This is a genomic window from Falsiroseomonas sp., assembly GCF_051859025.1.
Taxonomy (GTDB): domain Bacteria; phylum Pseudomonadota; class Alphaproteobacteria; order Acetobacterales; family Acetobacteraceae; genus Falsiroseomonas.
This window is the reverse complement of sequence record NZ_JBHYGL010000001.1, coordinates 1,018,306-1,043,555: the sequence shown is the minus strand read 5'-3', so window position 1 is coordinate 1,043,555 and position 25,250 is coordinate 1,018,306. Positions and strand designations below refer to the sequence as shown.

26 protein-coding genes are annotated in these 25,250 nt (G+C 70.2%); 14 read left to right on the top strand and 12 right to left on the bottom strand.

Annotated elements, in window-relative coordinates; all coding sequences use genetic code 11:
* The first annotated feature begins 46 nt into the window (after positions 1–46).
* The gene (locus ACTIE5_RS05115) at positions 47–415 is read left to right on the top strand and encodes a YraN family protein (RefSeq protein WP_439548605.1); all 369 of its coding nucleotides are present in this window, start codon (positions 47–49) and stop codon (positions 413–415) included.
* Between the two features lie 56 nt (positions 416–471).
* Positions 472–1,266: a class II glutamine amidotransferase gene (locus ACTIE5_RS05110; protein WP_439548604.1), complete on the top strand. Its 795-nt coding sequence runs from the start codon at positions 472–474 to the stop codon at positions 1,264–1,266.
* 13 nt (positions 1,267–1,279) lie between these two features.
* Here the strand turns inward: ACTIE5_RS05110 and panC are convergent, their stop codons facing one another.
* From panC to ACTIE5_RS05095, 3 genes are all read right to left on the bottom strand, one after another.
* Entirely contained in the window at positions 1,280–2,119 is an 840-nt protein-coding gene (panC, locus tag ACTIE5_RS05105) for a pantoate--beta-alanine ligase (protein ID WP_439548603.1), read from the bottom strand.
* A gap of 75 nt (positions 2,120–2,194) precedes the next feature.
* Positions 2,195–3,703, bottom strand: coding sequence for a YifB family Mg chelatase-like AAA ATPase (locus tag ACTIE5_RS05100; RefSeq protein WP_439548602.1), 1,509 nt, complete (start codon positions 3,701–3,703; stop codon positions 2,195–2,197).
* A 32-nt stretch (positions 3,704–3,735) separates the two neighbouring features.
* Positions 3,736–4,767, bottom strand: a complete 1,032-nt coding sequence (locus ACTIE5_RS05095) for a histone deacetylase family protein (protein WP_439548601.1) — start codon at positions 4,765–4,767, stop codon at positions 3,736–3,738.
* Positions 4,768–4,856: 89 nt separating this feature from the next.
* Here ACTIE5_RS05095 and ACTIE5_RS05090 point away from each other — a divergent pair, with 89 nt between their 5' ends.
* The 8 genes from ACTIE5_RS05090 to ACTIE5_RS05055 all read left to right on the top strand — a co-directional run bounded on the left by ACTIE5_RS05090 (position 4,857) and on the right by ACTIE5_RS05055 (position 14,519).
* Positions 4,857–6,458, top strand: a complete 1,602-nt coding sequence (locus tag ACTIE5_RS05090; RefSeq protein WP_439548600.1) for an ABC transporter substrate-binding protein — start codon at positions 4,857–4,859, stop codon at positions 6,456–6,458.
* A 5-nt stretch (positions 6,459–6,463) separates the two neighbouring features.
* The gene (locus ACTIE5_RS05085; RefSeq protein ID WP_439548599.1) at positions 6,464–7,447 is read left to right on the top strand and encodes an ABC transporter permease; all 984 of its coding nucleotides are present in this window, start codon (positions 6,464–6,466) and stop codon (positions 7,445–7,447) included.
* Positions 7,447–8,280, top strand: a complete 834-nt coding sequence (locus tag ACTIE5_RS05080) for an ABC transporter permease (RefSeq protein ID WP_439548598.1) — start codon at positions 7,447–7,449, stop codon at positions 8,278–8,280. The genes ACTIE5_RS05085 and ACTIE5_RS05080 overlap by 1 nt, the downstream gene beginning before the upstream one ends.
* The gene (locus tag ACTIE5_RS05075) at positions 8,277–9,878 is read left to right on the top strand and encodes an ABC transporter ATP-binding protein (protein ID WP_439548597.1); all 1,602 of its coding nucleotides are present in this window, start codon (positions 8,277–8,279) and stop codon (positions 9,876–9,878) included. The genes ACTIE5_RS05080 and ACTIE5_RS05075 overlap by 4 nt, the downstream gene beginning before the upstream one ends.
* A 13-nt stretch (positions 9,879–9,891) precedes the next feature.
* A complete protein-coding gene (locus ACTIE5_RS05070; protein ID WP_439548596.1) occupies positions 9,892–11,187 on the top strand; it encodes an ArgE/DapE family deacylase in 1,296 nt (431 codons plus the stop codon).
* Positions 11,166–12,422 carry a Zn-dependent hydrolase gene (locus ACTIE5_RS05065; RefSeq protein WP_439548595.1) on the top strand — a complete coding sequence of 419 codons (1,257 nt, stop codon included), beginning with the start codon at positions 11,166–11,168 and terminating at the stop codon, positions 12,420–12,422. The genes ACTIE5_RS05070 and ACTIE5_RS05065 overlap by 22 nt, the downstream gene beginning before the upstream one ends.
* Before the next feature lie 4 nt (positions 12,423–12,426).
* Positions 12,427–13,932 carry a M81 family metallopeptidase gene (locus ACTIE5_RS05060; RefSeq protein WP_439548594.1) on the top strand — a complete coding sequence of 502 codons (1,506 nt, stop codon included), beginning with the start codon at positions 12,427–12,429 and terminating at the stop codon, positions 13,930–13,932.
* An 89-nt stretch (positions 13,933–14,021) separates the two neighbouring features.
* A complete protein-coding gene (locus ACTIE5_RS05055) occupies positions 14,022–14,519 on the top strand; it encodes a GNAT family N-acetyltransferase (protein ID WP_439548593.1) in 498 nt (165 codons plus the stop codon).
* 12 nt (positions 14,520–14,531) lie between these two features.
* On the opposite strand, the gene ACTIE5_RS05050 is transcribed toward ACTIE5_RS05055, so the two are convergent.
* From ACTIE5_RS05050 to ACTIE5_RS05030, 5 genes are all read right to left on the bottom strand, one after another.
* Positions 14,532–15,461 (bottom strand): sugar kinase, encoded by a 930-nt coding sequence (locus tag ACTIE5_RS05050; RefSeq protein WP_439548592.1) that lies wholly within the window; start codon positions 15,459–15,461, stop codon positions 14,532–14,534.
* A gap of 85 nt (positions 15,462–15,546) precedes the next feature.
* Positions 15,547–16,203, bottom strand: a complete 657-nt coding sequence (locus ACTIE5_RS05045; RefSeq protein WP_439548591.1) for a bifunctional 4-hydroxy-2-oxoglutarate aldolase/2-dehydro-3-deoxy-phosphogluconate aldolase — start codon at positions 16,201–16,203, stop codon at positions 15,547–15,549.
* Positions 16,200–17,048, bottom strand: a complete 849-nt coding sequence (locus tag ACTIE5_RS05040; RefSeq protein ID WP_439548590.1) for a MurR/RpiR family transcriptional regulator — start codon at positions 17,046–17,048, stop codon at positions 16,200–16,202. The genes ACTIE5_RS05045 and ACTIE5_RS05040 overlap by 4 nt, the downstream gene beginning before the upstream one ends.
* Before the next feature lie 46 nt (positions 17,049–17,094).
* Positions 17,095–17,424, bottom strand: coding sequence for a hypothetical protein (locus ACTIE5_RS05035; protein WP_439548589.1), 330 nt, complete (start codon positions 17,422–17,424; stop codon positions 17,095–17,097).
* A gap of 134 nt (positions 17,425–17,558) precedes the next feature.
* Positions 17,559–17,990, bottom strand: a complete 432-nt coding sequence (locus ACTIE5_RS05030; protein WP_439548588.1) for a DUF3429 domain-containing protein — start codon at positions 17,988–17,990, stop codon at positions 17,559–17,561.
* A gap of 118 nt (positions 17,991–18,108) precedes the next feature.
* On the opposite strand from ACTIE5_RS05030, the gene ACTIE5_RS05025 reads away from it, so the two are divergent.
* Positions 18,109–19,428, top strand: coding sequence for a hemolysin family protein (locus tag ACTIE5_RS05025; protein ID WP_439548587.1), 1,320 nt, complete (start codon positions 18,109–18,111; stop codon positions 19,426–19,428).
* Positions 19,429–19,467: 39 nt separating this feature from the next.
* Here ACTIE5_RS05025 and gpt read toward each other — a convergent pair whose 3' ends face one another.
* Positions 19,468–19,962: a xanthine phosphoribosyltransferase gene (gpt, locus tag ACTIE5_RS05020; RefSeq protein WP_439548586.1), complete on the bottom strand. Its 495-nt coding sequence runs from the start codon at positions 19,960–19,962 to the stop codon at positions 19,468–19,470.
* 26 nt (positions 19,963–19,988) lie between these two features.
* On the bottom strand, positions 19,989–20,327 hold the full coding sequence (locus tag ACTIE5_RS05015) for a tRNA-binding protein (protein ID WP_439548585.1): 339 nt from the start codon (positions 20,325–20,327) through the stop codon (positions 19,989–19,991).
* A gap of 122 nt (positions 20,328–20,449) precedes the next feature.
* On the opposite strand from ACTIE5_RS05015, the gene ACTIE5_RS05010 reads away from it, so the two are divergent.
* The 3 genes from ACTIE5_RS05010 (at position 20,450) to ACTIE5_RS05000 (ending at position 24,406) form a co-directional block, all read left to right on the top strand.
* The gene (locus tag ACTIE5_RS05010) at positions 20,450–21,211 is read left to right on the top strand and encodes an SDR family NAD(P)-dependent oxidoreductase (protein ID WP_439548584.1); all 762 of its coding nucleotides are present in this window, start codon (positions 20,450–20,452) and stop codon (positions 21,209–21,211) included.
* A gap of 64 nt (positions 21,212–21,275) precedes the next feature.
* Positions 21,276–22,883 (top strand): gamma-glutamyltransferase, encoded by a 1,608-nt coding sequence (ggt, locus tag ACTIE5_RS05005; protein WP_439548583.1) that lies wholly within the window; start codon positions 21,276–21,278, stop codon positions 22,881–22,883.
* A gap of 26 nt (positions 22,884–22,909) precedes the next feature.
* Positions 22,910–24,406 carry an amidase gene (locus tag ACTIE5_RS05000; protein ID WP_439548582.1) on the top strand — a complete coding sequence of 499 codons (1,497 nt, stop codon included), beginning with the start codon at positions 22,910–22,912 and terminating at the stop codon, positions 24,404–24,406.
* Positions 24,407–24,459: 53 nt separating this feature from the next.
* Here ACTIE5_RS05000 and ACTIE5_RS04995 read toward each other — a convergent pair whose 3' ends face one another.
* Both ACTIE5_RS04995 and ACTIE5_RS04990 read right to left on the bottom strand, forming a co-directional pair.
* Positions 24,460–24,711 (bottom strand): hypothetical protein, encoded by a 252-nt coding sequence (locus ACTIE5_RS04995; RefSeq protein WP_439548581.1) that lies wholly within the window; start codon positions 24,709–24,711, stop codon positions 24,460–24,462.
* A 98-nt stretch (positions 24,712–24,809) separates the two neighbouring features.
* A complete protein-coding gene (locus ACTIE5_RS04990) occupies positions 24,810–25,064 on the bottom strand; it encodes an Lrp/AsnC ligand binding domain-containing protein (RefSeq protein ID WP_439548580.1) in 255 nt (84 codons plus the stop codon).
* Between the last annotated feature and the right edge of the window lie 186 nt (positions 25,065–25,250).

Below are 25,250 nucleotides of genomic sequence, written 5' to 3'. Positions count from 1 at the left end.
ACCGCGTGTGGTGGCGATAGCCTAGGCCATGCCGCGCGATCCCGTCATGCGTCCCCCTATCCTACGCCGCGCCTCCGAGGCGCGGGGCCGCCACGCCGAAAGCCAGGCCAGCGGCGCTCTGGCCGCGGATGGCTTCGTGGAGATCGCCCGCCGCGTGCGGACCGCGGCAGGGGAGATCGACCTGATCGTGGAACGCGATGGGCTGCTGATCTTCGTGGAGGTGAAGGCACGCGCGACGCTCGGTGATGCCGCGCTGGCGCTCGGCCCGCGGCAACAGGCGCGGCTGCTGGCGGCGGGCGGGGCCTGGATGGCGGCCAACCCCGGCCATGGCACGGCCGGCGTGCGCTTCGACCTGCTGCTGGTGGATGCCGCGGGGCGGGTGCGGCGCATCGCCGACGTCATCCGCCAGTGGTGAGGTGACAGGAAGCTGCGCGTTGTGGGAACGATTCGCCTGCGATATACGCAGAAATCATGTGCCGCTTCCTCGCCTATATGGGCGAACCCATTTTCCTGGCCGACCTCGTCTGCGCCCCGGCGCATTCGCTGGTCGAACAGGCCAGGCATGCCGATGAGGGCAAGACGCCCACGAATGGCGATGGCTTCGGCCTCGGCTGGTATGGGGAAAGGCCGGAACCGGGCCTCTACCGGGAAATCCGGCCCGCCTGGTCGGATGAGAATCTGCGCTCGCTCTGCGAGCAGGTGCGATCCGGCCTCTTCTTCGCGCATGTGCGCGCTTCCACCGGCACGGCGACGACGCGCGCCAATTGCCATCCCTTCGGGCATGGCCAGCACATGTTCATGCATAACGGCCAGGTCGGCGACTATCACCGGATCAAGCGGCGGATCGAGGAACTGATCCCCGACGAGCTGTATGGCAGCCGCCTCGGCACCGGGGATACGGAGGCGATCTTCCTGGCTGCCCTCGCCGATGGGCTGGAAAGCGATCCCGTGGGTGCCATCGGGCGGACGCTGGCGCGGGTGCTGGGGCTGATGGCCCGGGCGGGCACCAGGCAGCCGCTGCGCTTCGCCGCCGCCTACAGCGATGGGGAGCAGCTGATCTGCTTCCGCTGGTCCTCCGACGCCAAGCCGCCTTCGCTGTACTGGCGGCAGCAGCAGGGGAACGTCATCGTCGTGTCGGAACCCGTGGATGCGCGGCCGGAGGAATGGCGGCCGATCGCGCCGAACCACGTGCTCATCGCCTCCCGCCACGCGGCGGCGGAGATGCGCGCCTTCGTGGTGCAGGAACCCGGGCTGCAGCCGGCCTGATCGGGCGGCGCCCTCAGCCGGGCCCGGCCAGTGCCATGTTGTCCAGCAGCCGCACATCGCCGAGCCGCGCCGCCGCCAGCAGCCGGCCGGGGCCGGATTGCCAGGGGCGCAGCGTCTCCGGCTCCACCAGCGCCAGATAGTCCGGCGCGAAGCCGGCGGCGCGCAGCTGGTCCTGCGCGTCGGTCAGCACGGGGGCGTGTGGCGCGCCATTGGCGATGCGGTCCAGCGCATCGCGCATCAACTGAGGCAGCAGCGCCGCCAGCGCGCGCTCCGACGGGCTGAGGCGGATGTTGCGCGACGACATGGCCAGGCCATCGCCTTCCCGCACTGTCGCGTGCGGGATGATGCGGATGGGCAGGTCGAGGTCCGCGACGACGCGCTTCACCACCTGCAATTGCTGCCAATCCTTCTCCCCGAACACCGCGCAATCCGCGCCGGTCTGGGTGAAGAGCTTGGTGCAGACGGTGGCGACGCCGCGGAAATGGCCGGGGCGGGCGGTGCCCTCGAACCCCTCGGCGGGGCCCGACACCTCGATCACCGTGGCGGCGCCGGGCGGGTACATGGTGGGGACATCGGGCATCCAGACCAGATCCGTGCCGATGGCTTCCAGCTTGCGCAGGTCGCCGGCCTCGTCGCGGGGGTAGCGCGCCAGGTCCTCGGTGGGCAGGAATTGCAGCGGGTTGACGAAGATGGAGACGACCACCGCTTCGGCGTGCCGCCGCGCCTCCGTCACCAGCGCCAGGTGGCCGTCATGCAGCGCGCCCATGGTGGGGACCAAGGCGAGGCGCTGGCCCGCCATGCGGCAGGCGGCGGTGGCGGCGCGCAGCGCGGCGAGGTTGCGGATGACCCGCATGGCGATGTTTCTCCCGGGCTTGTTGCGGGAGAGGTGGCGGAACGGGGGGGTGGCGGCAAGGGTGGCGGGCGCGTGTCACCCATTCCGCCCGGGCATCCGGTGCCGGAAGGCCAGGGCCTCCGCCACATGCGCCCGCGCGGTTCGCGCCAGGCCGGCGAGGTCCGCGATGGTGCGCGCGACGCGGAGTGCGCGGACGGTGCCGCGGGTAGAAAGCCGCAGCCTTGTGCTGGCGGTTTCCAGCAGCGCGAGGGCTTCCGAATCGGCCGTGGATTGCAGCGCGTCCCATTCGGCCTCCGCGTTGCAGCGGGCACCACCGCGGGCACGCTGCCGGTCCCGCGCGGCGGCGACGCGGGCGGCGACGATGTCCGATGTCTCGCCGATGGGCGCGCGGGCGAGTTCGGCGGGGGGCAAGGGCTGGATCTCGATCGTCAAATCCATGCGGTCCAGCAGCGGGCCGGACAGCCGCATCTGGTAGTCCTGCCCGCAGCCCGGGACCTTCGCGCATTCGCGGGCCGGATCGCCGAGGTAGCCGCAGCGGCAGGGGTTCATCGCCGCGATGCATTGGAAGCGCGCGGGGTAGGTGACATGGGCGTTGGCGCGACTGATCGTCGTGCGGCCGGTCTCCATGGGCTGCCGCAGCGCCTCCAGCGCGGGCCTCGGGAATTCAGGCCATTCATCCAGGAACAGCACGCCGAGATGCGCCAGGCTGATCTCCCCGGGCCGCGCGCGATGCCCGCCGCCGACGAGGGCCGCGACGGAGGCGCTGTGATGCGGTTCCCGGAAGGGCGGGCGGCGCAGCAGCAACCCATCCTCCAGCATCCCCGCCACGGAATGCACGAGGGAGACGTCCAGCGCCTCCGCCGGCGTCAAATCCGGCAGCAGGCCGGGCAGCCGCGCGGCGAGCATGGATTTGCCCGCGCCAGGCGGGCCGACCATCAGCAGGTTGTGGCCTCCGGCGGCCGCGACTTCCAAGGCGCGCTTGGCGCTTTCCTGGCCCCGCACCGCCGACAGGCAGGCGGTGTGGTGGATGCGGTCATCGAGCCGGGGCGGGGAGGGGGCGGAGAGGGTCTGCGTGCCGCGGAAATGGTTGATCAGCGCGGGCAGGTCGGGCGGCGCCAGCACCTGGATGCGCCCGGCCCAGGCGGCTTCAGGCCCCTGGCGTTCGGGACAGACCAGGCCGAGTTCGCGGGCACTCGCCGCCATCGCCGCGGGCAGCACGCCGGCCACCGGTGCAATGGTGCCGTCCAGCGCCAATTCGCCGAGTGCCGCGAAATCGGCCAGTTCGTCGCGCGGCAATATGTCCATCGCCGCCAGCACGCCGAGTGCGATGGGCAGGTCGAAATGGCTGCCCTCCTTCGCCAGATCGGCGGGGGCCATGTTCACCAGCACGCGCTTCGGCGGCAGGGACAGGCCGATGGCAGTCAGGGCGGCGCGGACCCTTTCGCGGGATTCGCCCACGGCCTTGTCGGGAAGGCCCACCACCAGGAAGGCGGGCAGGCCCGGCGCGATCTGGACCTGGACCTCCACGGGCAGGGCTTCGACGCCGCTGAAGGCGAAGGTCTGGATCCGGGCGATGGTGCTCATTCGCCCAAGGGTTGATTAATTTCGCGCAGGGATCAACCGTTCCATCCGTTGATGAAACGGACCAGCAGCGTGCCGAGCAGATCGACGTTGTAGCCGCCCTCCTGGATGATCGCCGTCGGCAGGCCGGCCTTCGCGATCATCGCGCCGGCGCGGGCGAAGCCATCCTCCGTCACGCTCAGCGCGTTCAGCGGTTCATGCTCGCTGGCGTCGAAGCCGAGCGAGACAACCAGCGCCTCCGCCCCGAATTGCCGGATGGCGGCCAGGCCGTGTTCGATGGCGGGCAGCCAGGCGGTGTCGCCGGAGCCGATGGCGAGTGGCAGGTTGAGGTTGCAGCCGAGGCCCGCCCCGCCGCCACGTTCCCCGCCATAGCCGACATACCAGGGGTAGTAGCCCGTCGGGTCGCCATGGACCGAGACGGTCAGCACATCCGGCCTCTCCCAGAAGATGCCCTGCGTGCCGTTGCCGTGGTGGCTGTCGATGTCGAGCACGGCGACGCGGTCGGCACCGGCGCGACGCAGTGCCTCCACCGCGATGGCGGCGTTGTTGAGGTAGCAATGCCCGCCGGCGCGGGCGGCATAGGTGTGGTGCCCGGGCGGGCGGCACAGCGCATAGGCGGTGCGGCCGGCGGCGGCTTCCTCTGCCGCGGCCAGCGCGCAGGCGGCGGCGCCGAGGCTCGCTGCCCAGGTGCCGGGGCCGATCGGGCAGGCGGTGTCGGCGGTGTACCACCCGATGCGGCCGATCAACCCCGTGGGGCAGGGCGCGCCCTGGGCCAGCATCTCCGGGCTGGGATGCACATTCGCCACGATCTCCGGCCCCGCGCCCGGCAGCGCGGCCCATTCGGCGGGGGCGTCGCGCAGGAAATCGAGGAAGGCGGCGGGGTGCACGGCCTCCAGCGCCGCCCGCCCCGCATCGGGGGGCGTGACGGGCGGCAGGCCGAGGCGGTGGAGGCCGTCGAGGAGGGAGGCGGCGCGGGCCGGGACCTCGAAGTTCTGGCGCACCTGGCCGCGCATCAGGAAGAAGCGCGGGCTGTGCAATTCCTGGGCAGGATGGGCGAAGGTTTTCATGACGGTGACGGTAAGGGCGCCTGCGCGGCCTTGTCCATGCGATGCCGGGCGGCGTAGCGTTCATGGATCGGGTTGGGAGACTTCACCAGATGAGCATTTCGCGCCGCGGCCTCATCGCCGCATCCGCCGCCGCTGCGGGCATGGGTCCGACGCTCATGCGGGTGGAGGATGCGCTGGCCCAGGGCATCACGCCGCGCCGTGGCGGGACGCTGACCACCATCCTGCAGCCGGAACCGCCGGTGCTGCAGATCGGCGTGAACAACCAGGGGCCGACGCTGATCGCGGCGGGGAAGATCTTCCAGGGGCTGGTGAAGTTCAGCCCGACGCTGGAGCCGCTGCCCGAACTGGCGGAAAGCTGGACCATCAGCCCCGACGCGCTGACCTACACCTTCAAGCTGCGCCAGAACGTCAAGTTCCATGACGGCAGGCCGATGACGGCGGATGACGTCATCTTCTCCATCATGAAGTTCCACATGGAGGTGGCGCCCCGCGCCCGCGCCATCTTCCAGCGCATCGACAAGGCGGAAGCGCCGGATGCGCATACGGTGGTGCTGACCTTGAAGGCGCCCTTCGAGCCCTTCCTGCTGATGTTCGACGTGACGGCCTGCGCCATCGTGCCGAAGCATCTGTTCGACGGGCAGGATTACCGCACGGCGCCGGCGGTGCAGCGGCCGGTGGGCACAGGGCCGTTCCGCTTCGCGGAGTGGCAGCGCGGCAACTTCATCCGGCTGGAGCGCTTCGCGGATTACTGGAAGCCCGGGCAGCCCTACCTGGACGCGATCATCTACCGCATCGTGCCGGACAGCCAGTCCCGCCGCCTGGCGCTGGAAACCGGCCAGGTGCTGATGACGGCCGCCGGCGACATCGAGCCTTTCGACACCCCCGCGCTGCGGGCGCGGCCCAACCTCGAAGTTCTCACCACGGGGTGGGAGTATTTCTCCCCGCTCAGCTGGATCGAGACCAACCACCGCGTCCCGGCGCTGGGCGACATGCGCGTGCGCCAGGCGATCAGCCGGGCCATCGACCGCAACTTCATCGCGCAGCGCCTGTGGTTCAACATCGGCAAGCCCGCCACGAATCCCGTGGCCAGCACGACGAAGTTCCACGACCCCAGCGCGCGCATCGCGGGCTATGACCCCCGCGCCGCGATGCAGCTTCTGGATGCGGCCGGGCTGCGGCCCAACGCGCAGGGCGTGCGCGCTACGATCAAGCATCTCGTGCTGCCCTATGGCGAGGTCTGGACGCGGCTCGCGGAATATCTCCGCCAGTCGCTCCGCCAGGTCGGCATCCAGCTGGAGCTGGAAAGCACCGATGCCGGCAGCTGGGCGCGGCGGATCGGAGCCTGGGAATACGAGACCTCGATCAACTTCGTCTATCAGTTCGGCGACCCGACGCTGGGGGTGGAGCGGACCTACGTCTCCTCCAACATCCAGCGCGTCACCTTCACCAATACCGGTGGCTATTCCAACCCGCGGGTGGACCAGCTTTTCGCCGCCGCGCGGGATGGGCAGACGGCGGAACAGCGCCGGAGCGCCTTCAGCGAGGTGCAGAAGATCCTGGTGGAGGAAGTGCCGCAGATCTGGCTGATGGAAATGGCCTTCCCCACCATCCATGACAAGCGCGTGCAGAACGCCGTGCGCCTCGGCACCGGCGTGCATGCGAGCTATGACGACGTGTTCCTGACCTCGTAAGAGGAATGGACCCGTCGAAGCTGCCGGGGTTTCTCGCGAAACGGCTGGTGAAGGCGGCGATCGTCGTTTTGGCGATCGTCGTCTGCAACTTCTTCCTGATCCATGCGGCGCCAGGCGATCCGGCCTCCGTCATCGCGGGGCAATCCGGCGCGGCGGATGAGCGATTCCTGCAGCAGCTGCGCACGCAGTTCGGGCTGGACCAGCCGCTTTATGTCCAGCTCTGGATCTATGTGAAGGGCGTGCTGACGCTGGACCTCGGCTTCTCCCACCGCCAGCAGATGCCGGTGGCGACGCTGATCCTGGACCGGCTGCCGGCGACCTTGCTGCTGACGGGGGCTGCCTTCGCTTTCGCCATCACGCTGGGCATCACGCTCGGCACGCTGGCGGCGCAGCGCGTGGGGTCCTGGGCGGATAGCGTCATCACCGTGCTGGCGCTGACCTTCTACGCCACGCCGCTGTTCTGGGTCGGCCTCATGCTGGTGCTGTTCTTCAGCGTCTGGCTGGAATGGCTGCCGAGCTTCGGGATGATGAGCGTCGGCGCGAACCTGACCGGCATCGCGGCCGTGCTGGATGTGGGCAAGCATCTGCTGCTGCCGGCACTCACCCTCGGCCTGTTCTACATGGCGGTCTATGCGCGACTGACCCGCGCCACGATGCTGGAAGTGGCGGACCAGGATTTCGTGAAGACGGCGCGCGCCAAGGGCGTGCCGGAAGGGCAGGTGGTGCGGCGGCATGTGCTGCGGAACGCGCTGCTGCCGGTTATCACCTTCGCGGGCATCCAGGCGGGGCAGCTCGTCGGCGGATCGATCCTGGTGGAGACGGTCTTCGCCTGGCCGGGCATCGGGCGCCTGGCGTTCGAGGCGCTGCTGGCCCGCGACTATCCCGTGCTGATGGGCGTCTTCTTCGCGACCTCCGTCATGGTCGTGCTGTTCAACCTGCTGACGGATTTGCTCTACGCCGTGGTCGATCCCCGCGTGGAGGTGGCGTGATGAGCTTCTTCCGCAGCTTCGCGCGCAACAAGGGCGCGGTGGTCGGGCTGGTGGTGCTGGCGCTGGTCTTCGCGGTGGCGGGGCTGGCCGATGTGATCTTTCCGGGCACGCCCTGGGACATGGTGGCCGCGCCCTTCATGCCGCCGGGCGAAATGGACATGCTGCTTGGTTCCGACAGCCTCGGCCGTGACGTGGCGGCGGGCATTGCGCATGGGGCGCGCATCTCTCTGCTGGTGGGCGCTGTCAGTACGGTGGTGGCGCTGGCGCTCGGCGTCTCGCTTGGCGCGGTCGCGGGCTATCTCGGCGGCTTCGTCGATGACCTGGTGATGCGCTTCACGGAGTTCTTCCAGACCATCCCGAGCTTCGTCCTCGCCATCCTGCTCGTCGCGATCTTCACACCCACCATCTCCTCCGTCGTCTTCGCCATCGCCGTGGTGTCCTGGCCGCCCGTCGCGCGCGTGGTGCGGGCGGAGTTCCTGTCGCTGCGATCGCGCGAATTCGTGCAGGCGGCGGAGGTACTGGGTAAATCGCGGCTGTCGATCGTGGTCGGCGACATCCTGCCGAATGCGCTGTCGCCCATCATCGTGCTGTCGTCGCTGATGGTGGCGAATGCGATCCTGCTGGAAAGCGCGCTGTCCTTCCTGGGCCTGGGCGATCCGAACCTGATGACCTGGGGCTTCCTCATCGGCTCCGGCCGCAGCGTCATCCGCCTGGCCTGGTGGATGAGCGTCTTCCCCGGCATCGCCATATTCCTGACGGTGCTGGCGCTGAACCTGGTGGGGGAGGGGCTGTCGGACGCGCTCAACCCACGCCTGGCGGGGCGCCGGACATGAGCCTGCTGCGGGTCGAGGGGCTGACCGTCGCGCTGCCCCCGGGCGGCGACCGTCCCCATGCCGTGGAACAGATCGACCTGACGGTGGATCGGGGTGAGATCGTCTGCGTCGTCGGTGAATCAGGCTCGGGCAAATCGATTACCGCCAATGCCGTGATGGGCCTGCTGCCCAAGGCCCTGCCGCGCAAGGCCGGGCGCATCTGGCTGGGCGATACGGAGCTGACGGCGCAATCGCCGGACCAGTTGCGCGCCCTGCGTGGCAGCCGCATGGCGATGATCTTCCAGGAACCGATGACGGCGCTCAACCCGCTGATGCGCGTCGGTGACCAGATCGCGGAAGCCCTGGCCGTGCATGGGGAGAAGCGGCGCGCCCGGGACCGCGTGCCGGAATTGCTGGCGGCGGTGAACCTGCCGGACCCCGCCGCCATCGCCCGCGCGCATCCCTTCCGCCTGTCCGGCGGCCAGCGGCAGCGCGTGATGATCGCGATGGCGCTGGCGCTGGAACCGGCGCTGCTGATCGCGGATGAACCGACGACGGCACTCGACGTCACCACGCAGATGCAGATCCTGCGCCTGGTGCGAGAGATCCAGTCGCGCAAGGGCATGGGCGTGATGTTCATCACCCATGATTTCGGCGTGGTGGCGGAAATCGCGGATCGCGTCGCCGTCATGCAGCGCGGCCGCATCGTCGAACAGGGCGCCGCGAGCGAAGTGCTGAACAATCCGCAGCACGACTACACCAAGGCCCTGATTGCCGCCGTGCCGCATGGCGCGCCTTCGGAGACCCGGGCCCCCATCACCACGGAGACGGTGCTGGAGGCGAAGGGCCTCGCGAAAACCTACAGCCGCGGCGGCTGGTTCGGCGCGCGCGCCGTGGTGAAGGCCGTTCACGATGCGGACTTCACGCTCCGCAAGGGGGAGACGCTGGGCCTGGTCGGTGAGTCAGGTTCCGGCAAATCCACCCTCGCGCGCTGCGTGGTGGATTTGGTGCGACCGGAAGCCGGGCACATGCTGTTTCATGGCCAGGATCTGCGCCCCCTGTCGCGCGCGGCCCGAAAACCCTTCCGCAAGCGCATCCAGATGGTCTTCCAGGACCCCTATGCATCGCTCAACCCGCGCCGTCGGGTTGGCGACATCATCGCGGAAGGCCCCATCACCCATGGGGAGCCCCGCGCCCAGGCGCTGGACCGCGCGCGGGCCCTGTTGCGCCTGGTGCAGCTTGATGCCGGGGCGATGGACCGCTTCCCGCATGAATTCAGCGGCGGCCAGCGCCAGCGCATCGGCATCGCCCGGGCGCTGGCCATGGAGCCGGAACTGCTGATCGCGGATGAACCCGTCTCGGCGCTCGATGTCTCGGTCCAGGCGCAGGTGCTGGCGCTGCTGGCGGAAATCCGCGCGCGGCTTGGCCTGACCATGCTGTTCATCACCCATGACCTGCGCGTGGCGGCGCAGGTCTGCGACCGCATCGCGGTGATGCAGCGCGGTGCGATCGTGGAGATCGGGCCGACGGCGGAGGTCTTCGGCAATCCGCAGCACAGCTATACGCGCGCGCTGCTGGACAGCATCCCCGGACGGGGCTGGACTCCCCCTACCTTCTGACACGGGACTGCCCATGACCGACCTTGCGCTCGACCCCGGTGCCCGCCGGGCCATCCTGGAGGCCTGCGATTCCCTCCGCGCGGAGGCCGAGCAGGTGCTGATGCGCCTCGTGCGCTGCCCCTCCACCCTGGGCAATGAGCAATCGGCGCTGGCGGAGATGGGGCGGCAGTATGAAAGCCTCGGCCTGGCGCCCTTCGCCGTGCCGACGGACCCGGCGGCGCTGGCGGACCATCCCGGGCTGTCGCCGCCGCTGATTTCCTATGCCGGGCGCGACAACATCGTGGCGGTGCATCGCCCCCGCCAGGCCACGGGCCGCAGCCTGGTGCTGCAGGGCCATGTGGATGTGGTGCCGGAAGGGGCGGAGGATGAATGGACCACGCCGCCCTATGAGCCCGTGATCCGCGGCGGCCGCATGTATGGCCGAGGCGCGGGGGACATGAAGGCCGGCATCGTCAGCTACCTGACGGCCTTCCGCGCCATGAAGCTCGCCGGCCTGCAACCCGCCGCCGATGTCCAGATGCAGTCCGTGATCGAGGAGGAATGCACCGGCAATGGCGCCCTGGCCTGCATGGTCGCGATGCCCAAGGCCGATGCGGTCATCATCCCCGAACCCGGCCCGGGCCTGCCCGCGCTCTACTCCGCGGAAGTCGGCGTGGTCTGGGCCTGGGTGACCGTCACGGGTCGCCCGGCGCATGTGCGCGACAAGCAGGCAGGGGTTAACGCGGTCGAGGCCGCGATGGCCGTGTGGCGCCGCTTCGAGGAATACGAGCGGGAGATGAATGACGGGTCGCTCATCCATCCCAGCTTCCGCGGCGTGAACCATCCCGTGAACGTCAACCTCGGCACCTTCGAGGGCGGCGAATGGAATTCCTCCGTGCCGACGCGCGCGAAGCTCGGGCTGCGGGTCGGCGTGATGATGGGCAACACGGCCGCCAAGGTCCGCGCCGACATCGAGCGCATCGTGGATCAGGCGCGCGGCGATGGCGCGATGAAGGGCGCCAAGGTGAAGCTGGAATTCAAGGGCTTCATGGCGGATCCCTGCGTCTTCGACATGCAGGCGCCGATCGTTCGCATGGCCGCAACAAGTTACGCCGATCTGACGGGGCATGAGCTTCGGCACTACCCCGCCACGGGCCTCACGGATGGACGATTCTTCCAGCTCTACCAGGGCACGCCCGTCGCGTGCTTCGGGCCGGATGCGCAGGACATCCACGGCATCGATGAAAGCGTCGGCATGGACAGCATGCACGACATCACGCGAACCATCGCGGTGACCATGGCGGGCTGGTGCGGAGTGGAGAAGCTGTGAGCAATTTTCGTCCGTCCGGAGCGCGGCTCTGGGACAGCCTCATGGAATTCGCCGCCATCGGCGGCACGGCCAAGGGCGGCTGCAACCGGCAGACGCTGACGGACCTCGATGCCGAAGGCCGCGCGCTGTTGCAGCGCCAGGCGGAAGCGGCGGGTGCGACGCTGACGGTCGATCGCGTCGGCAACATGGTGCTGACCCGCCCCGGGCGTGATCCTGCCCGCAAGGCGGTCGCCATCGGCAGCCACCTCGATACCCAGCCCACGGGCGGCAAATTCGATGGCGTGCTGGGCGTGCTCGCCGGCCTCGAAGTGCTGCGCGCGCTGCATGAGGCGGGGATCGAGACCGAGGCCCCCATCACCCTCGTCAACTGGACCAATGAGGAAGGTGCCCGCTTCTCCCCCCCCATGATGGGCAGCGGCGCGGCCATGGGCATTTTCCCCGAGGCCGAGGTGCTGGCGAAGCAGGACAGCACCGGCGCGGTCTTCGGTGCCGAACTCGCCCGCATCGGCTGGGCCGGCAGCGCCGATCCCGCGGCGCTCCAGGGCCTCGGCGCCTATTTCGAACTGCATATCGAACAGGGGCCGGTGCTGGAGAAGCTCGGCCTCGACCTCGGCATCGTCACCCACGCCCTGGCGCAGCATTGGTTCGAGGTGACGGTCACGGGCGAGGAAGCCCATGGCGGCAGCACCATGACGGGGCGGCGCGACGCCATGATGGCGGCAGCCGAGATGATGGTGGCGATCGAACGCCTGGCGTTGGCCTGCGGGGCCCGCGCCACGGTGGGCCGGGTGACGGTGCATCCGGACAGCCGCAACGTCGTCCCGGGCCGCGTCTGGTTCAGCCTGGACACCCGCCATGACCACGAAGACGATCTGGCGAAACTCGCCGCCGGGTTGCGCGCGGAAGCCGCCGCCATCGGCGCCCGGCGCCCGGGCATCGCGATCGAGGTCGCGGATTTCTGGATCTCGCCCGCCACGCCCTTCGATGCGGGCCTGGTGGGCAAGCTGCGCGATTCCGCGGTTGCCCGGGGGATTCCGCACCAGGAGATGCCGACCGCCATCGGCCATGACGCAGTCTATTGCGCGCGCCGCGTGCCGAGTGTGATGATCTTCGTGCCCTGCCACGGTGGCGTCAGCCACAACGAGGCGGAGAGCATCACCCCAGAATGGGCCGAAGCCGGGCTGCTTGTCCTCGCCGATGCGGTGCTCGCCACCGCCGGTGTCGCGAAGGAATAGGGGCATGACGCGCATCGCCATCGGCGGCTTCCTCCACGAAAGCCATTCCTTCGCGCCCGTGCCCACGACCTGGGCGGATTTCCTCTCGCCCGGCGGCTGGCCCGCCGTGCAGCGGCCCGCGACGCTGCTCGACACGCTCCGCCCATCCGCCGTGCCCGCCGCCGGCGCCATCAAGGCGGCGGAGGCCGCCGGTGTGACGCTCGCGCCACTGTCCTGGGGTTTTGCGAATCCCGCGGGGCCTGTCACGGCGGAGGCCTTCGAACGCCTGGCCGCGCTGATCTTCCACGATCTCCAGGCGGCGCTGGATGAAGGCCCGCTCGATGGCCTCTACCTCGACCTGCACGGCGCCATGGTGGCGGAGCATTTCCCGGATGCGGAGGGCGAGTTGCTGCGCCGGGCGCGGGCGATCCTCGGCCCGGATGTGCCGATCACCGCCAGCCTTGACCCCCATTGCAACCTGACGGCGGCGATGGTGCAGCATGCCGACGCGCTGGCGCCCTTCCGCACCTATCCGCATGTGGACATGAAGGAAGCCGGCGCGCGCGCCATGGCGCTGCTGCTGGACCGCATCAAGCTGGGGCGGCCCTTCGCCAAGGCGTTTCGCCAGCTGGACTACCTGATCCCGATCACCGGGCAATGCACGCTGGTGCCGCCCATGGCGGATGCCATGGCGGCCCGCGCGGCGCTGGCGTCCCGCATGGGCGTCGCGGAACTCGGCCTCTGCTTCGGCTTCCCCTATGCGGATTTCCCGGATTGCGGCGTCGGCATCGCCGCCTTCGCGGTGGATCAGGCGCGCGCCGATGCGGCGGCCGATGGGCTACTGGCAGACCTCAAGGCGCGGGAGCCCGCCTTCGCGCCGGATATCCACGCCGCGAAGGAAGGCGTCGCCAGGGCCATCCGCCTGTCGGACAAGGCGCGCCGCCCGGTCGTGCTGGCCGACACCCAGGACAATCCCGGCGGCGGCGGGCATGGGGATACCACGGGGCTGCTCGCCGAACTCATCGCCCAGCGGGCGGAAGGCGCGGTGCTGGCCCTTATCAACGATGCCGAAAGCGCGGCGGCCTGCCATGCGGCGGGGGAGGGTGCGTCGCTGCCGCTCAGCCTTGGCGGCAAATCCGATGGCGCGCCGCTGGCGGTGCAGGCGCGGGTGCTGCGGCTGACCGATGGCGGCTTCATGTGCACGGGGCCGATGGCTGGCGGCAATTGGGCGGATCTCGGCCCCACCGCGCTCATCAGCCCCGCGCCAGGCATTCGCGTGATCGTGACCAGCCGGAAGATGCAGGCCTATGACCAGGCGCTGTTCCGTCATGTAGGGATCGAACCCTCGGCCCAGCGCATCCTCGCCCTGAAGTCGAGCGTGCATTTCCGCGCGGATTTCCAGCCGATTGCGGAAGCCGTGCTGGTGGTCGCGGCGCCCGGCCCCGTGGTGGCGGACCCCGCGACCCTGCCCTTCACCAACCTCCGGCCCGGGCTGCGACTGCGCCCCGGCGACAACCGACGGACCGCATGATCGCTTCCCACCCTGGCACCGCCGCTTTACCGCCACCAACTGCGCGCTTGATCCTCCTGGCCTCTCACAGCCCGCAAAGGACCCCGCCCGTGTTCCGCCCCGCCCGCCCGGCCACCACGCAGGTTGCCCCCCCTGGCACGCCGACGCTGCGCATCGAACGCATCGTCCAGCTGCCGGAGGGTTTCGCCGACCTGGCCGCGGATGCCCATGGCAGCGGGGAGCGGATGCTGGAGGTGCTGCGGGAGGATTGGGAAGCCGGCACCATCCGCTTCGACGGGTGGGGAGAGGCGCTGTTCGCCGCCCATGGCCCGAACGGCCTGGTCGGCATCGGCGGGCTGACGCGCGATCCCTTCGCGGGGGAGGACGTGGTCGGGCGCGTGCGGCGCATCTACATCCGCCGCTCCGCCCGCCGCGCCGGCGCTGGGCGCGCGCTGCTGGGCGCCATCGTCGGCCAGGCCTCGGCCGTGGGCTATCCGCGGCTTCGCGTGCGGTCCCCCGCTTCCGCCTTCGCCTTCTACGAGGCCTGCGGCTTCCTCCGCGCGGTGCGGGAGAAGGGGGCGACCCACATCATGCCGCTGGCAGCCTGACCAGCTTTAGGGTCAGGCGCCCCGCGCGGCGAGGAAGGCATTGACCTCCGCCGCGCTCGGGATCGGCGCCACGGCGCCGTAGCCGGTGGTGGACAGGGCCGCGGCCGCATTGGCGTAGCGCGCGGCCTGCCAGACATCGTCGCCCACCACCGCGCGGGCCAGGAAGGCGCCCGCGAAGGTATCGCCGGCGCCGGTCGCATCCACGGTATCCACCGCGAAGCCGGCCACCGTCGCGCGGGCTTCCCGCGTCGCGACCATCACGCCCTCCGGCCCCAGCTTCAGCAGCACCAGGGGGCAGAGCGCCAGGTAGAAATCGGCGATGGCCTCGGGTTCCTGCAACCCCGTCAGCAGCCGCGCATCGTCCAGGCTGGGGAAGCAGATATCCGCCAGGCCCACCGCGGTGTGGATGCAGGCGGAGGCACGCCGCAGCGGCCACAGGCGCTGGCGCAGATTGGTATCGAAGCTGACCGTCACGCCCACGCTGCGCGCGACCTCGATCGCGCGGAAGGCGGCATCGCAGGCGGTGTCGGAAATGCCCAGGCTGATGCCCGACAGATGCAGCACCCGCGCCGCGCGGATCGCATCATCCGGCACGTCGCTGGCCTTCATCCGGCTGGCGGCGCTGCCCTTGCGGTAGAAGGTGAAGTGGTGGCCGGCATCGTCATGCGTGACGAAATACACGGCGGTCGGCGCATCCGGGTCCGTCCTGACCGTGGCGGCATCCACGCCCTCCATCGCCCAGAGAGCGCGGAAGCTGTCGCCGGCCGCGTCCTCCCCCAGATGGGTGATCATGCCGACATCGGCGCCGCTGCGCGCGGCGGCGACGGCGGCGTTGGAAATGTCCCCGCCATGACCCTCGAGGTAGAGGCGCCTTCCATCGGACCCCGGGGGAAGCTGGTTGAATTCCAGCATGGGTTCACCCAGGCACAGGATGTCCGGCATCGCGGCTTCGTCCCCCGATCAGGCCTTACGCACGGTGTCCGCTTTGGGCGACTTCGCCCGCGGGATCAAGCGGGTGTGACCGCATTCAGACCTGAATGAGGCCCAGCACGTCGCGCGCCGCGGCTTCGATCCCCGCGCGGTCGCCGCGGGCGAGCAGCCCTTCATCCACCAGGCGCCCACCGATGCCCACGAAGGCGGCGCCGGCGGCCAGGTAGTCCGGCGCGTTGCGCGAATCGACGCCGCCGGTCGGACAGAAGACCGTGTCGGGGAACACCGCGCGCAGCGCCTTCACATGGGCGGGGCCGCCGGCCGAGCTGGCGGGGAAGATCTTCACCACATCCGCGCCGCCCGCGATGGCCGCGCGCACCTCGGTCGGCGTCATCGCACCCAGCATGGCGATCGCGCCGGCGCCATGCGCGGCTTCCGCCACCACATGATTATGCGCGGCTTGCGCCACGACGGGATCGACCCAGGGGCAGACCAGGAAGCGCGCCCCGGCGGCGAGGCAGGCTTCCGCCGCGGCGCGGTCCGGCACCGTGCCGGCACCCACCAGCAGCGCGGGATCGCTGGCGAGGTCGCGGATCAGCGCCGGCGCATCCGGCACCGTCATCGTGATCTCGAACACCGTCAGCCCCGAAGCGCGCAGCCATTCGACCGCGCGGGCGGCAAGGGCGGCACTGCTGGTGCGCACCACGGGGATGACTCGGGCCTGGCGGAGGCGGGGGATCAGGGATTGGCTCATGGGGCGATCCTGCGCGATTCGAGGGCTTCCGTCATCCGGGCCTGCCGCGCCTCCGCCGCCGGGGGCGCCAGCAGCGCCACCGCGACGCAGATTGCGTCGCCGAACGCGAATTGCACCAGGCGGTCCGTCCCGGGCGCCCGCAGCGCCACCCGATCCTCCGCCACGCAGGGCACGAGATGCGTGGCGGCGGCGGCGAGGGGGGAGGCGGGGCGCGTCAGGGCGATGATGGTGGCGCCGGATTGCGCCGCCTGGCGCGCCGCCTCCAACACCGCCCGCGACCGGCCCGTGAGGGAGAGGCAGAGCACGACGGATTCGCCATCCAGCGTCGCGGCCGCGAGTGCCTGCGCATCCGCATCATGCCGCGCGACCACGCCGCGGCAGGTCGCCATCAGGCGGTGGGCGAGGTCCATGGCCAGGCCGGCCGAACCGCCCAGGCCCCAGACCTCCACCCGCCCGGCTCGCACCAGGGCGAGCGCCGCCCTTTCGATGGCCGCGCCGTCCATGTGCTGGCGCGCCGCCACCAGGGCCGCGATGGCGCTGTCGAACACCGCGAAGGCGGCCTCCGGGATGGGCATCCCGGGCTCGATCATCCGGGGCGGCCGGGGCGGCGCCGCGCCTTCCGCCACCGCGTCGGCGCGGTTCAGCGCCAGGCGGAGATCGGCGAAACCCTCATACCCCAGGCTGCGGCAGAAGCGGACGACGGTGGGTTCGGAGACGCCGGCGGCACGCGCCAGGCTGGCGACGGTCGCCGCCATGGTGCCGGCGGGGTCTGCCGCGACCATCTCCGCCACCTTGCGCTCGGCCGGGCTCAGCCGGTCGAGCACCAGGGCAATGCGTTCGCGCACCAGGCACCCCTCCGCCGTCGCGGCGTCACTACACCGCGGCGGGACCTCAGGCGAGGCGGGACATCGCCTCCGCCGTGGCCTGGAGGCGGAGCGCCTCCGCCTGGGCGCGGGCGGTGTCCTCGGCGGCGGTGGCGAGGTTGGCCTGCAAGGTCTGCGCGCTTTCCCCCAGGCCGTTCACGGCGGTGTTGAGGCTGGCCATCTGGGCACGGAATTCCGCGACGGCGACGCGCTGTTCCTCCAGCGCCTCGTCCAGCCGCCGGAGCGCGAGGCGGAGGCGGCGTTCCCCGGCATCGGGGAAGGCCAGGATCCGGGCATCCTGCGCCGGGGTGGATTCGGCCTGGGTGGACTGGATCAGGCTGGCCGTCTCGTCGCGCATCGGATGCCTCCGGGCTGGAAGTGTTGCCGGAACCTTAACCCGTCTTGGAAAAGAGACAAGCCAATTTTAAAGGAACATTTCACCTTTTCCCTTTACCCACCAACGATTGCACCCACCCACCGGTGGGCGGCGGGTCAGGCCACCAGCGCCCCCAGGCCCAGGCTGGCCGCCGCGCCGGCGGAAAGCGCCCACCGCAGGCGCATGTAGGAAGGCGGCACCAGGCCGCGTGCGGCGGCGCGGGCTTCCGCCGCCGCCGTCGCCAGGATGGCGACCGCCAGCAAGGCGAGCCCCGGCCGCAGCGGCAGCAGCAGCGCGACCCAGGCGATGAGGGAGGGCAGCACGCCCAGCGCCAGGCGCGGCAGTTCCGCGCCCGATTCCGATTCCGGGGCCCGCAGCGCCAGGCCCCAATGCACGGCGCCCAGGAAGGCCAGGATGGCCGCGCCATAGGCGGCCAGGGCCGGTGGCGCCCAGCCGAATTGCAGGATGCTGGCCGAGGCAAGGCCGAGGAAGGGGATCAGCCCGGCGGCGCCGAGCAGGAGGGCGGAGGAGGGCAAGGGGCGGTTCATGGCCGCAATGTGCGCCGATCCCGCCCGCCGGGAAGACCCGGGGTGGACCGAACGTGCACCGAATGCCGTTTCAACGGGGGGGCTGCGCCGCTACATGGTGGGCTTATCACAATCAGGGATGACCACCGCGATGGCCTCGGGCCTCGAATTGCTGCTGATCCTCGTCCTCGTCCTGCTGAACGGCGCCTTCGCGATGAGCGAGCTGGCCATCGTCTCCGCCCGCCGCACCAGGCTGGCCGCGATGCAGCGCAAGGGCAGCGCGGGGGCCGCCGCGGCCATCGCGCTGGCGGAGGACCCGCAGCGATTCCTGCCCACCGTGCAGGTGGGCATCACCCTGGTCGGCATCCTGGCCGGCGCCTTCGGTGGTGCCCGGCTATCCGCGACCATCGCCGCCTGGCTGGAGCCGATGCCCATCATCGGCCCCTTCGGCGCGGAGATCGGCTTCACCCTCGTCGTGATGCTCATCACCTATCTGAGCCTCATCATGGGCGAGCTGGTGCCGAAGCAGCTGGCGCTGCGCAACCCGGAGGCGATCGCCATCGTCGTCTCCCGCCCCCTGGCGACGCTGGCGCGCTTCACGGCGCCGGTGATCTGGCTGCTCTCCAGTTCCTCCGCGCTCGTCCTTCGCCTGTTCGGCCGGCACGACCCCTCCGACAATTCGGTGACGGAGGAGGAGGTGAAGGCCGTGGTGGCGGAGGGCGCGACCTCCGGCGCCATCGAGACGGAGGAGCGGCACATGATCGAGCGTGTGCTGCGCCTGGCGGACAAGCCGATCCGCGCGCTGATGACGCCGCGGACGGAGATCGAGTGGATCGACCGCACCGCTTCGGCGGAGGATGTCGCCATGCGGCTGCGGGCTTCGGGCGTCACGCGCTTCGTCGTCGCCGACCGGCGGGTTGACAATGTGGTGGGCGTGGTCGCGGCCAAGGACCTGCTGGACCAGCTGCTGGAAGGATCGCCGCTATCCGTCGCGCGGGCGCTCCGCCAGGCGCGGGTGCTGCCGGATACGCTGTCGGCCCTCGATGCGTTGGAAAGGCTGCGGGACGATCCGATCGGCATGGCGCTGGTGATGGATGAATATGGCAGCTTCGAGGGGGTGGTCACGGCCTCCGACCTGCTGGAGGCGATCGTGGGCGAACTGGGCCCCGTGGCGTCCGACGAATCCGTGCCGGTGGTGCGCCATGACGGCAGCCTGCTGCTGGAAGGCATGATGCCGTCGGATGAGTTGAAGGCGCGGCTCGACCTGCCGGACCTGCCGAAGGAGGGCACCTACCACACGGTCGCCGGCCTGATGCTGGCGCTGCTGCAGCGCGTGCCGAAGGAAGGCGACCGGATCGCCTGGGCGGGCTGGCGGTTCGAGATCATCGATATGGACGGCCGCCGCGTGGACAAGGTCCTGGCCGTCAAGGACGAGACGCTGGTCAGCCAGAGGCCCTGAGGGCAATAACCCTGAGGGCCCCTGGCCGGGGGCTGGCGGCTACTGGCCGCCGCCGTTGGCCCGCGCCTTGGCGATGGGCGCGATGAACTGGGGCTCCGTGTCCCAGGGGAACAGGATCCAGGTGTCCTGGCTGACCTCGGTGATGAAGGTATCGACCGTGGGCTTGCCGGCCGGCTTCGCATAGACGGTCGCGAAATGGGCCTTGGGCAGCATGGCGCGCACGACCTTCGCGGTGGTGCCGGTATCGACCAGGTCGTCGATCAGCAGCCAGCCCTCGCCCTGGCTTTCGAGCGCCGCCTGCGGCGGCTTCACCACTTGGGGATGCCCGCGCTGTTCCTCGTCATAGGTCACGACGCTGACCGTCTCGATCAGCCGGCAATCCAGTTCCCGCGCCACGATCGCGGCCGGGATCAGCCCGCCGCGGGTGATGGCGACCATGCCGGTCCAGGGGCCGCGTTCCACCAGCCGCCAGGCCAGCGCCTTGCCGTCCCTGTGCAGCTGGTCCCAGGTCACGGTGTAGTAGCGGGGCACCATCGAATTTTCCTCTGCGTCAGGCACGGTCAGAACATCTTTCCGCCATCGGGCACCTTCAGGTCAGGCTTCAGCAGCACCACGGCGCCATTCTCATCCGGCACGCCGAGCACCAGGACCTCGCTTTCGAAGTCGCCGATGCGGCGGGGCGGGAAGTTCACCACCGCCATCACCTGGCGGCCGATCAGGCGATCCGCGGAGTAGTGGACGGTGATCTGGGCCGCGGATCGCTTAGTGCCGATCTGCGGCCCGAAATCGATCCAGAGCTGGATGGAAGGCTTGCGCGCGGTCGGGTGGGGCTGCGCATCGACGATCGTGCCGGCCCGGATCTCGACCTTTTCGAAATCGGCAAAGGTGATCGGTTCCATGTCGCGTCCTACCGCGGGGCGGACAACAGGGGAAGGGGTCCTCTTGCGCCATCCGCCCGCCCGGCGCATTGACCGGAAAGCCCGACCGGGCGCCTGCGACACATGACGCGAGCCGCACCCGCATGCTTCCCACCACGCCGTCCTTTCGCCTCGACGGGCTTCGCGCCCTGGTAACGGGTGCCAGCAAGGGGATCGGGCGCGCGGGCGCCGTCGCGCTGGCCGCCGCGGGGGCGGAGGTGGTGGCCGCAGCCCGCAGCCTGGATGAGCTGGAGGCACTGACCACCGAACTCGGCGAGGCCGGCCTGGCAGCGCGCGCCGCGCAGTTGGATGTGACGGACCGCGCCGCGGTGCGCGCGCTGGTGGAGGCATCGGGCCCCTTCGACATCCTGCTGAACAACGCCGGCACCAATATCCGCCAGCCTTTCCTCAGCGTGGAGGATGGCGCGCTCGATGCGCTGCTGGACCTCAACCTGCGCGCGATGTTCACCGTGGCGCAGGCGGTGGCGCAGGGGATGGCGGAGGCCGGGCGGGGCGGCGCCATCATCAACCTGAGCAGCGTCAACGGCCATGTCGCGGGGCTCAACCGCAGCGTCTACACCGCGACCAAGCACGGGATCGAGGGGCTGACCAAGGCCATGGCCGTGGAACTCGGCCCGAAGGGGATCCGGGTGAACACCATCGCCCCGGGCTTCGTCGATACGCCGCTGACATCTGCCTTCCTGGCGGATGAGAAGGTGCGCCAGGCGCAGATCCGCCGCACGCCGCTGGGGCGCATCATGACGGTCGAGGACATCATGGGCGCCATCGTCTTCCTGGCCTCCCCGGCCAGCGCCATGCTCTCCGGCACCTGCCTGCTGATCGATGGCGGCTTCTGCGCCCAGTAGCTTCTGGGCGCAGTGAGCGGCGCCGCCTGTTCCTTTCTTCCATGACGTCCAAGGGTTCTGCATCATGAAGCGCGATTTCCACGCCCCCGGCCGCAGCGCCGTCTATGCCGCCAACGGCATGGCCGCCACCTCCATGCCGCAGGCGACGCTCGCGGCGCTGGATATCCTGCGCGCCGGCGGCAATGCCATGGACGCCGCCATCGCGGCCTGCGCCGTGCTCGGCGTCGTGGAGCCGCAATCCACCGGCATCGGCGGCGACTGCTTCTGCCTCTACGCCCCGGCCGGCACCGGCCAGGTCATCGCCATGAACGGCTCCGGCCGCGCGCCGCGGGGCGCGACGCCGGAGGCACTGCGCGCCTCGGGCCTCACGGCCATGATGCCGACCTCCGCCCATTCCGTGACGGTGCCGGGCGCCATCTCCGCCTGGGCGGCGCTGAACGAGGCGCATGGCAAGCTGTCCATGGACCAGATCCTGGCCCCCGCCATCGGCTATGCCGAGAACGGCTTCTTCCTGTCCGGCCGCGTGGCGAGCGACTGGGAAGGCTCCGTCGGCAAGCTGTCCAAGCAGGCGGCCGCCGCGAAGCATTTCCTGAAGGACGGCGCCGCCTATGCGCTGGGCGACAAGTTCCTGAACCCGAAGCTGGGCGCCACCATGCGCGCCATCGGCAAGCACGGGGCCAAGGCCTTCTATGAGGGCGCGATCGCCGCCGACATGGTGAAGACGCTGCGCGAGGCCGGCGGCACGCATACCGAGGAGGATTTCGCCCGCGGCGCGTCGGTGGCCGGCTTCGTGGACCCGATCAAGCGCCCCTACCGGGACATGGAAGTCTTCCAGTGCCCGCCCAATGGCTCGGGCATGATCACGCTGATGATCCTCGGCATGATCGAGAAGCTGGGCTTCCCGGCGGAAGGCTTCCTCAGCGTGGAGCGCCTGCACCGGCACATCGAGGCCGCGCGCCTGGCCTATCGCGACCGCGACGCCTTCCTGGCCGACCCGTCCCTGGTGGACGTGCCGGTGGAGAAGCTGATCGGCGACGAGTACCTGAACCGCCTGGCCGCGCTCATCCGCGATGACCGCGCCATGCCGGAACTGCCGATGGCTGGCGAATCCGACCTCGCGAAGCACAAGGACACGGTCTACCTCTCCGTCGTCGATCGCGACGGCAATGCGGTATCCTTCATCAACTCGCTGTTCGAGGGATTCGGCAGCGGCATCTTCGCGCCCGAGGCCGGCGTCATGCTGCAGAACCGCGGCTACGGTTTCCGGCTGGAGGAAGGCCACCCGAACTGCATCGCGCCCGACAAGCGCCCGATGCACACCATCATCCCCGGCATGGTCATGAAGGACGGCCAGGCGGTGATGCCCTACGGCGTCATGGGCGGGCACTACCAGCCGATGGGCCAGACCAGCTTCCTCGCCAACCACTTCGAATACGGCCTCGACGTGCAGGAGGCGCTGGACGCGCCGCGCCTGTTCCCGCGCCTCGGCAAGGTGCAGGTGGAGCAGGGCATTCCGGCCGCCGTCATCGATCGCCTGAACCGCCTCGGCCATGAATGCGAGCTGATCGACAAGCCGCATGGCGGCGGCCAGGCGATCCTCATCGACCGCGCGAAGGGCTGCCTTGTCGGGGGTTCCGACCCCCGCAAGGATGGCTGCGCGATGGGCTACTGAGCAGCGGCGCGCGAAGGACCACGACCATGACCGAACCCTGCGACCTCTCCGCCGTGGAGGCACGGCGCCTCATCGGCAGCCGCAAGCTCTCCCCGGTGGAATTGCTGGAAAGCTGCCTGGCGCGCATCGACAGCGTGAACCATGCGGTGAACGCCGTGGTGGCGATGGATACCGAGAATGCCCGCGAAAGCGCCAAGGCCGCCGAAGCGGCGGTGATGGCGGGCGGAAAACTCGGCCCGCTGCACGGCCTGCCCATCGGCATCAAGGACCTGGAGGAGACGAAGGGCCTCCGCACCACCTGGGGCAGCCCGATCTTCGCCGACCATATCCCGACGCGGGACGAGGCGATGGTGACGAACCTCCGCGCCGCCGGCGCCATCGTCATCGGCAAGACCAACACGCCGGAATTCGGCGCCGGCGCGAACACCCGCAACCTGGTCTATGGCGCGACGGGCAATCCCTTCGATCCCACGCGCTCCGCCGCCGGCTCCTCCGGCGGTTCGGCCGTGGCGCTGGCCTGCGGCATGGCGCCGATCTGCTCCGGCAGCGACACCGGCGGTTCGCTCCGCAACCCCGCCGCCTTCAACGGCATCGTGGGCTTCCGGCCCTCGCCCGGCCTGGTGCCGGCGGAACGGCGCGGGCATGGCTGGTCGCCGCTGCCGGTGCTGGGCCCGATGGCGCGGAATGCGCGGGATGCGGCGCTGCTGCTCTCCGCCATGGCGGATGATGATGGGCTGGACCCCCTGGCCTATACGCTGCCGGATCGCCGGGTTAGGGGCGGGGACCGCAACCTGTTCCCGCCCATGCAGGTGGACCTCGGCACCCTGCGCGTCGCCGCCACGCCCGATTTCGGCTTCGCACCCACCGAGCGCCATATTCGGGAAATCTTCGCCAGCCGCGTCGCCGCGCTGGCGCCGCTGTTCGGCCGGGTGGAGCACGCGACGCCCGATTGCGCCGGCACCGATGAGAGCTTCGAGATCCTGCGCGCCACCAGCTTCGTCGCCAGCCATGCGGAGAAGTGCCGCACGCGGCCGCAGGATGTCGGCCCCAATGTGCGCGCGAATGTCGAGGAAGGGCTGCGCTACAGCCTGGCGGACTACGCCCGCGCCGCCACGGAGCAGACCCGCATCTACCGGATCTGGCAGGGCTTCTTCGCCGACCACGACATCATCATCACCCCCGCCATCACCATCAGCCCGCGCCCCTGGTCGGAACTGTACCCCGCCGAGATCGACGGCCAGGCGACGCGGACCTACTTCCACTGGCTGGCCATGGCCTATGCGGTGACGCTGGTGGGCCATCCCGCCATCAGCCTGCCGCTGGGCGTGGACAAGGCCGGCATGCCCTTCGGCCTGCAGATCGTCGGGCCGCGCGGCGGGGATGCGCTGGTGCTGGCCGTGGCGGCGGCGATCGAGGAAGCGGTGGCGGGCGATGCCAGCCTGGCGCGACCGGTGCCGGATATCGCGAAGCTGAAGGCGGCGGCACCCATTTCCGCCATGCCCAACTTCAAATCCTGGGCCTGAGGCGGGTCCTGGGCCTGACCGGGCGCGGCGGCCAGCGCCGCGCCCAGGCTTCGCTACCAGCGGCGATAGCCCCGGTCGTATCCGCGGTCGTACCCCCGGTCATATCCCCGTTCGTAGCCGCGGGACGACCGGCGGTCGTGGTGCCGGTGCCGCGGCTGGTCATTGGCGGAGGCGATGGCGATGCCCGCCAGCGCCACGCCGGCACCCAGCGCCAGGCTGGCCGGCACATTCACCGTGCCGTCCGGGTTCTGGCAGGCGCCGAGCAGCACCGTGGCGGAAAGGGCGAGGACGGGAAGGATGCGCATGGGGGGAACCTCCTGTGCAGGAAGAATCCCCCCTCGGCAGGGCGGGCGCAGGGCCTGATCAAGGCGGCCCCGGGCGGATGATGGCGGCGGTGGGGCGGCTAGGCTTTTCCGCCGGAGAAGGCGTTGAAGGTCTGCAGCGTGTAGGTGTCCTTCACCCCCGCCACGCTCTGCACCCGTTCCACCACGAACAGGCCGATATCCTGATCGGCCTCCAGGTAGAACTTGCCCAGCAGGTCGTACTGGCCGCTGATCGAATGCATCTCGGACAATTCGGGGATGCTGTCCGCCATCTCCCGCGCCACGCGGTAGGCCTGGCCCATCTCGCACTTGATCATGACGAAGATGGCTCGCATCGCGGGGGGCTCCATTAACCGGTGATGCCGCCAGATTGGCGCGGCGGGGCCTGGCAGGGAAGGGCGGCCTGACGGGGCGGGGTTCCCGGCACGGTCATTGCATGGCTAAATTTGGGCGTCACGTCTTGCAAACCATCGCAAAGCGGGTCAACTGCCAGGGGATTGAAGGTTCCGCCCAATGGGTGG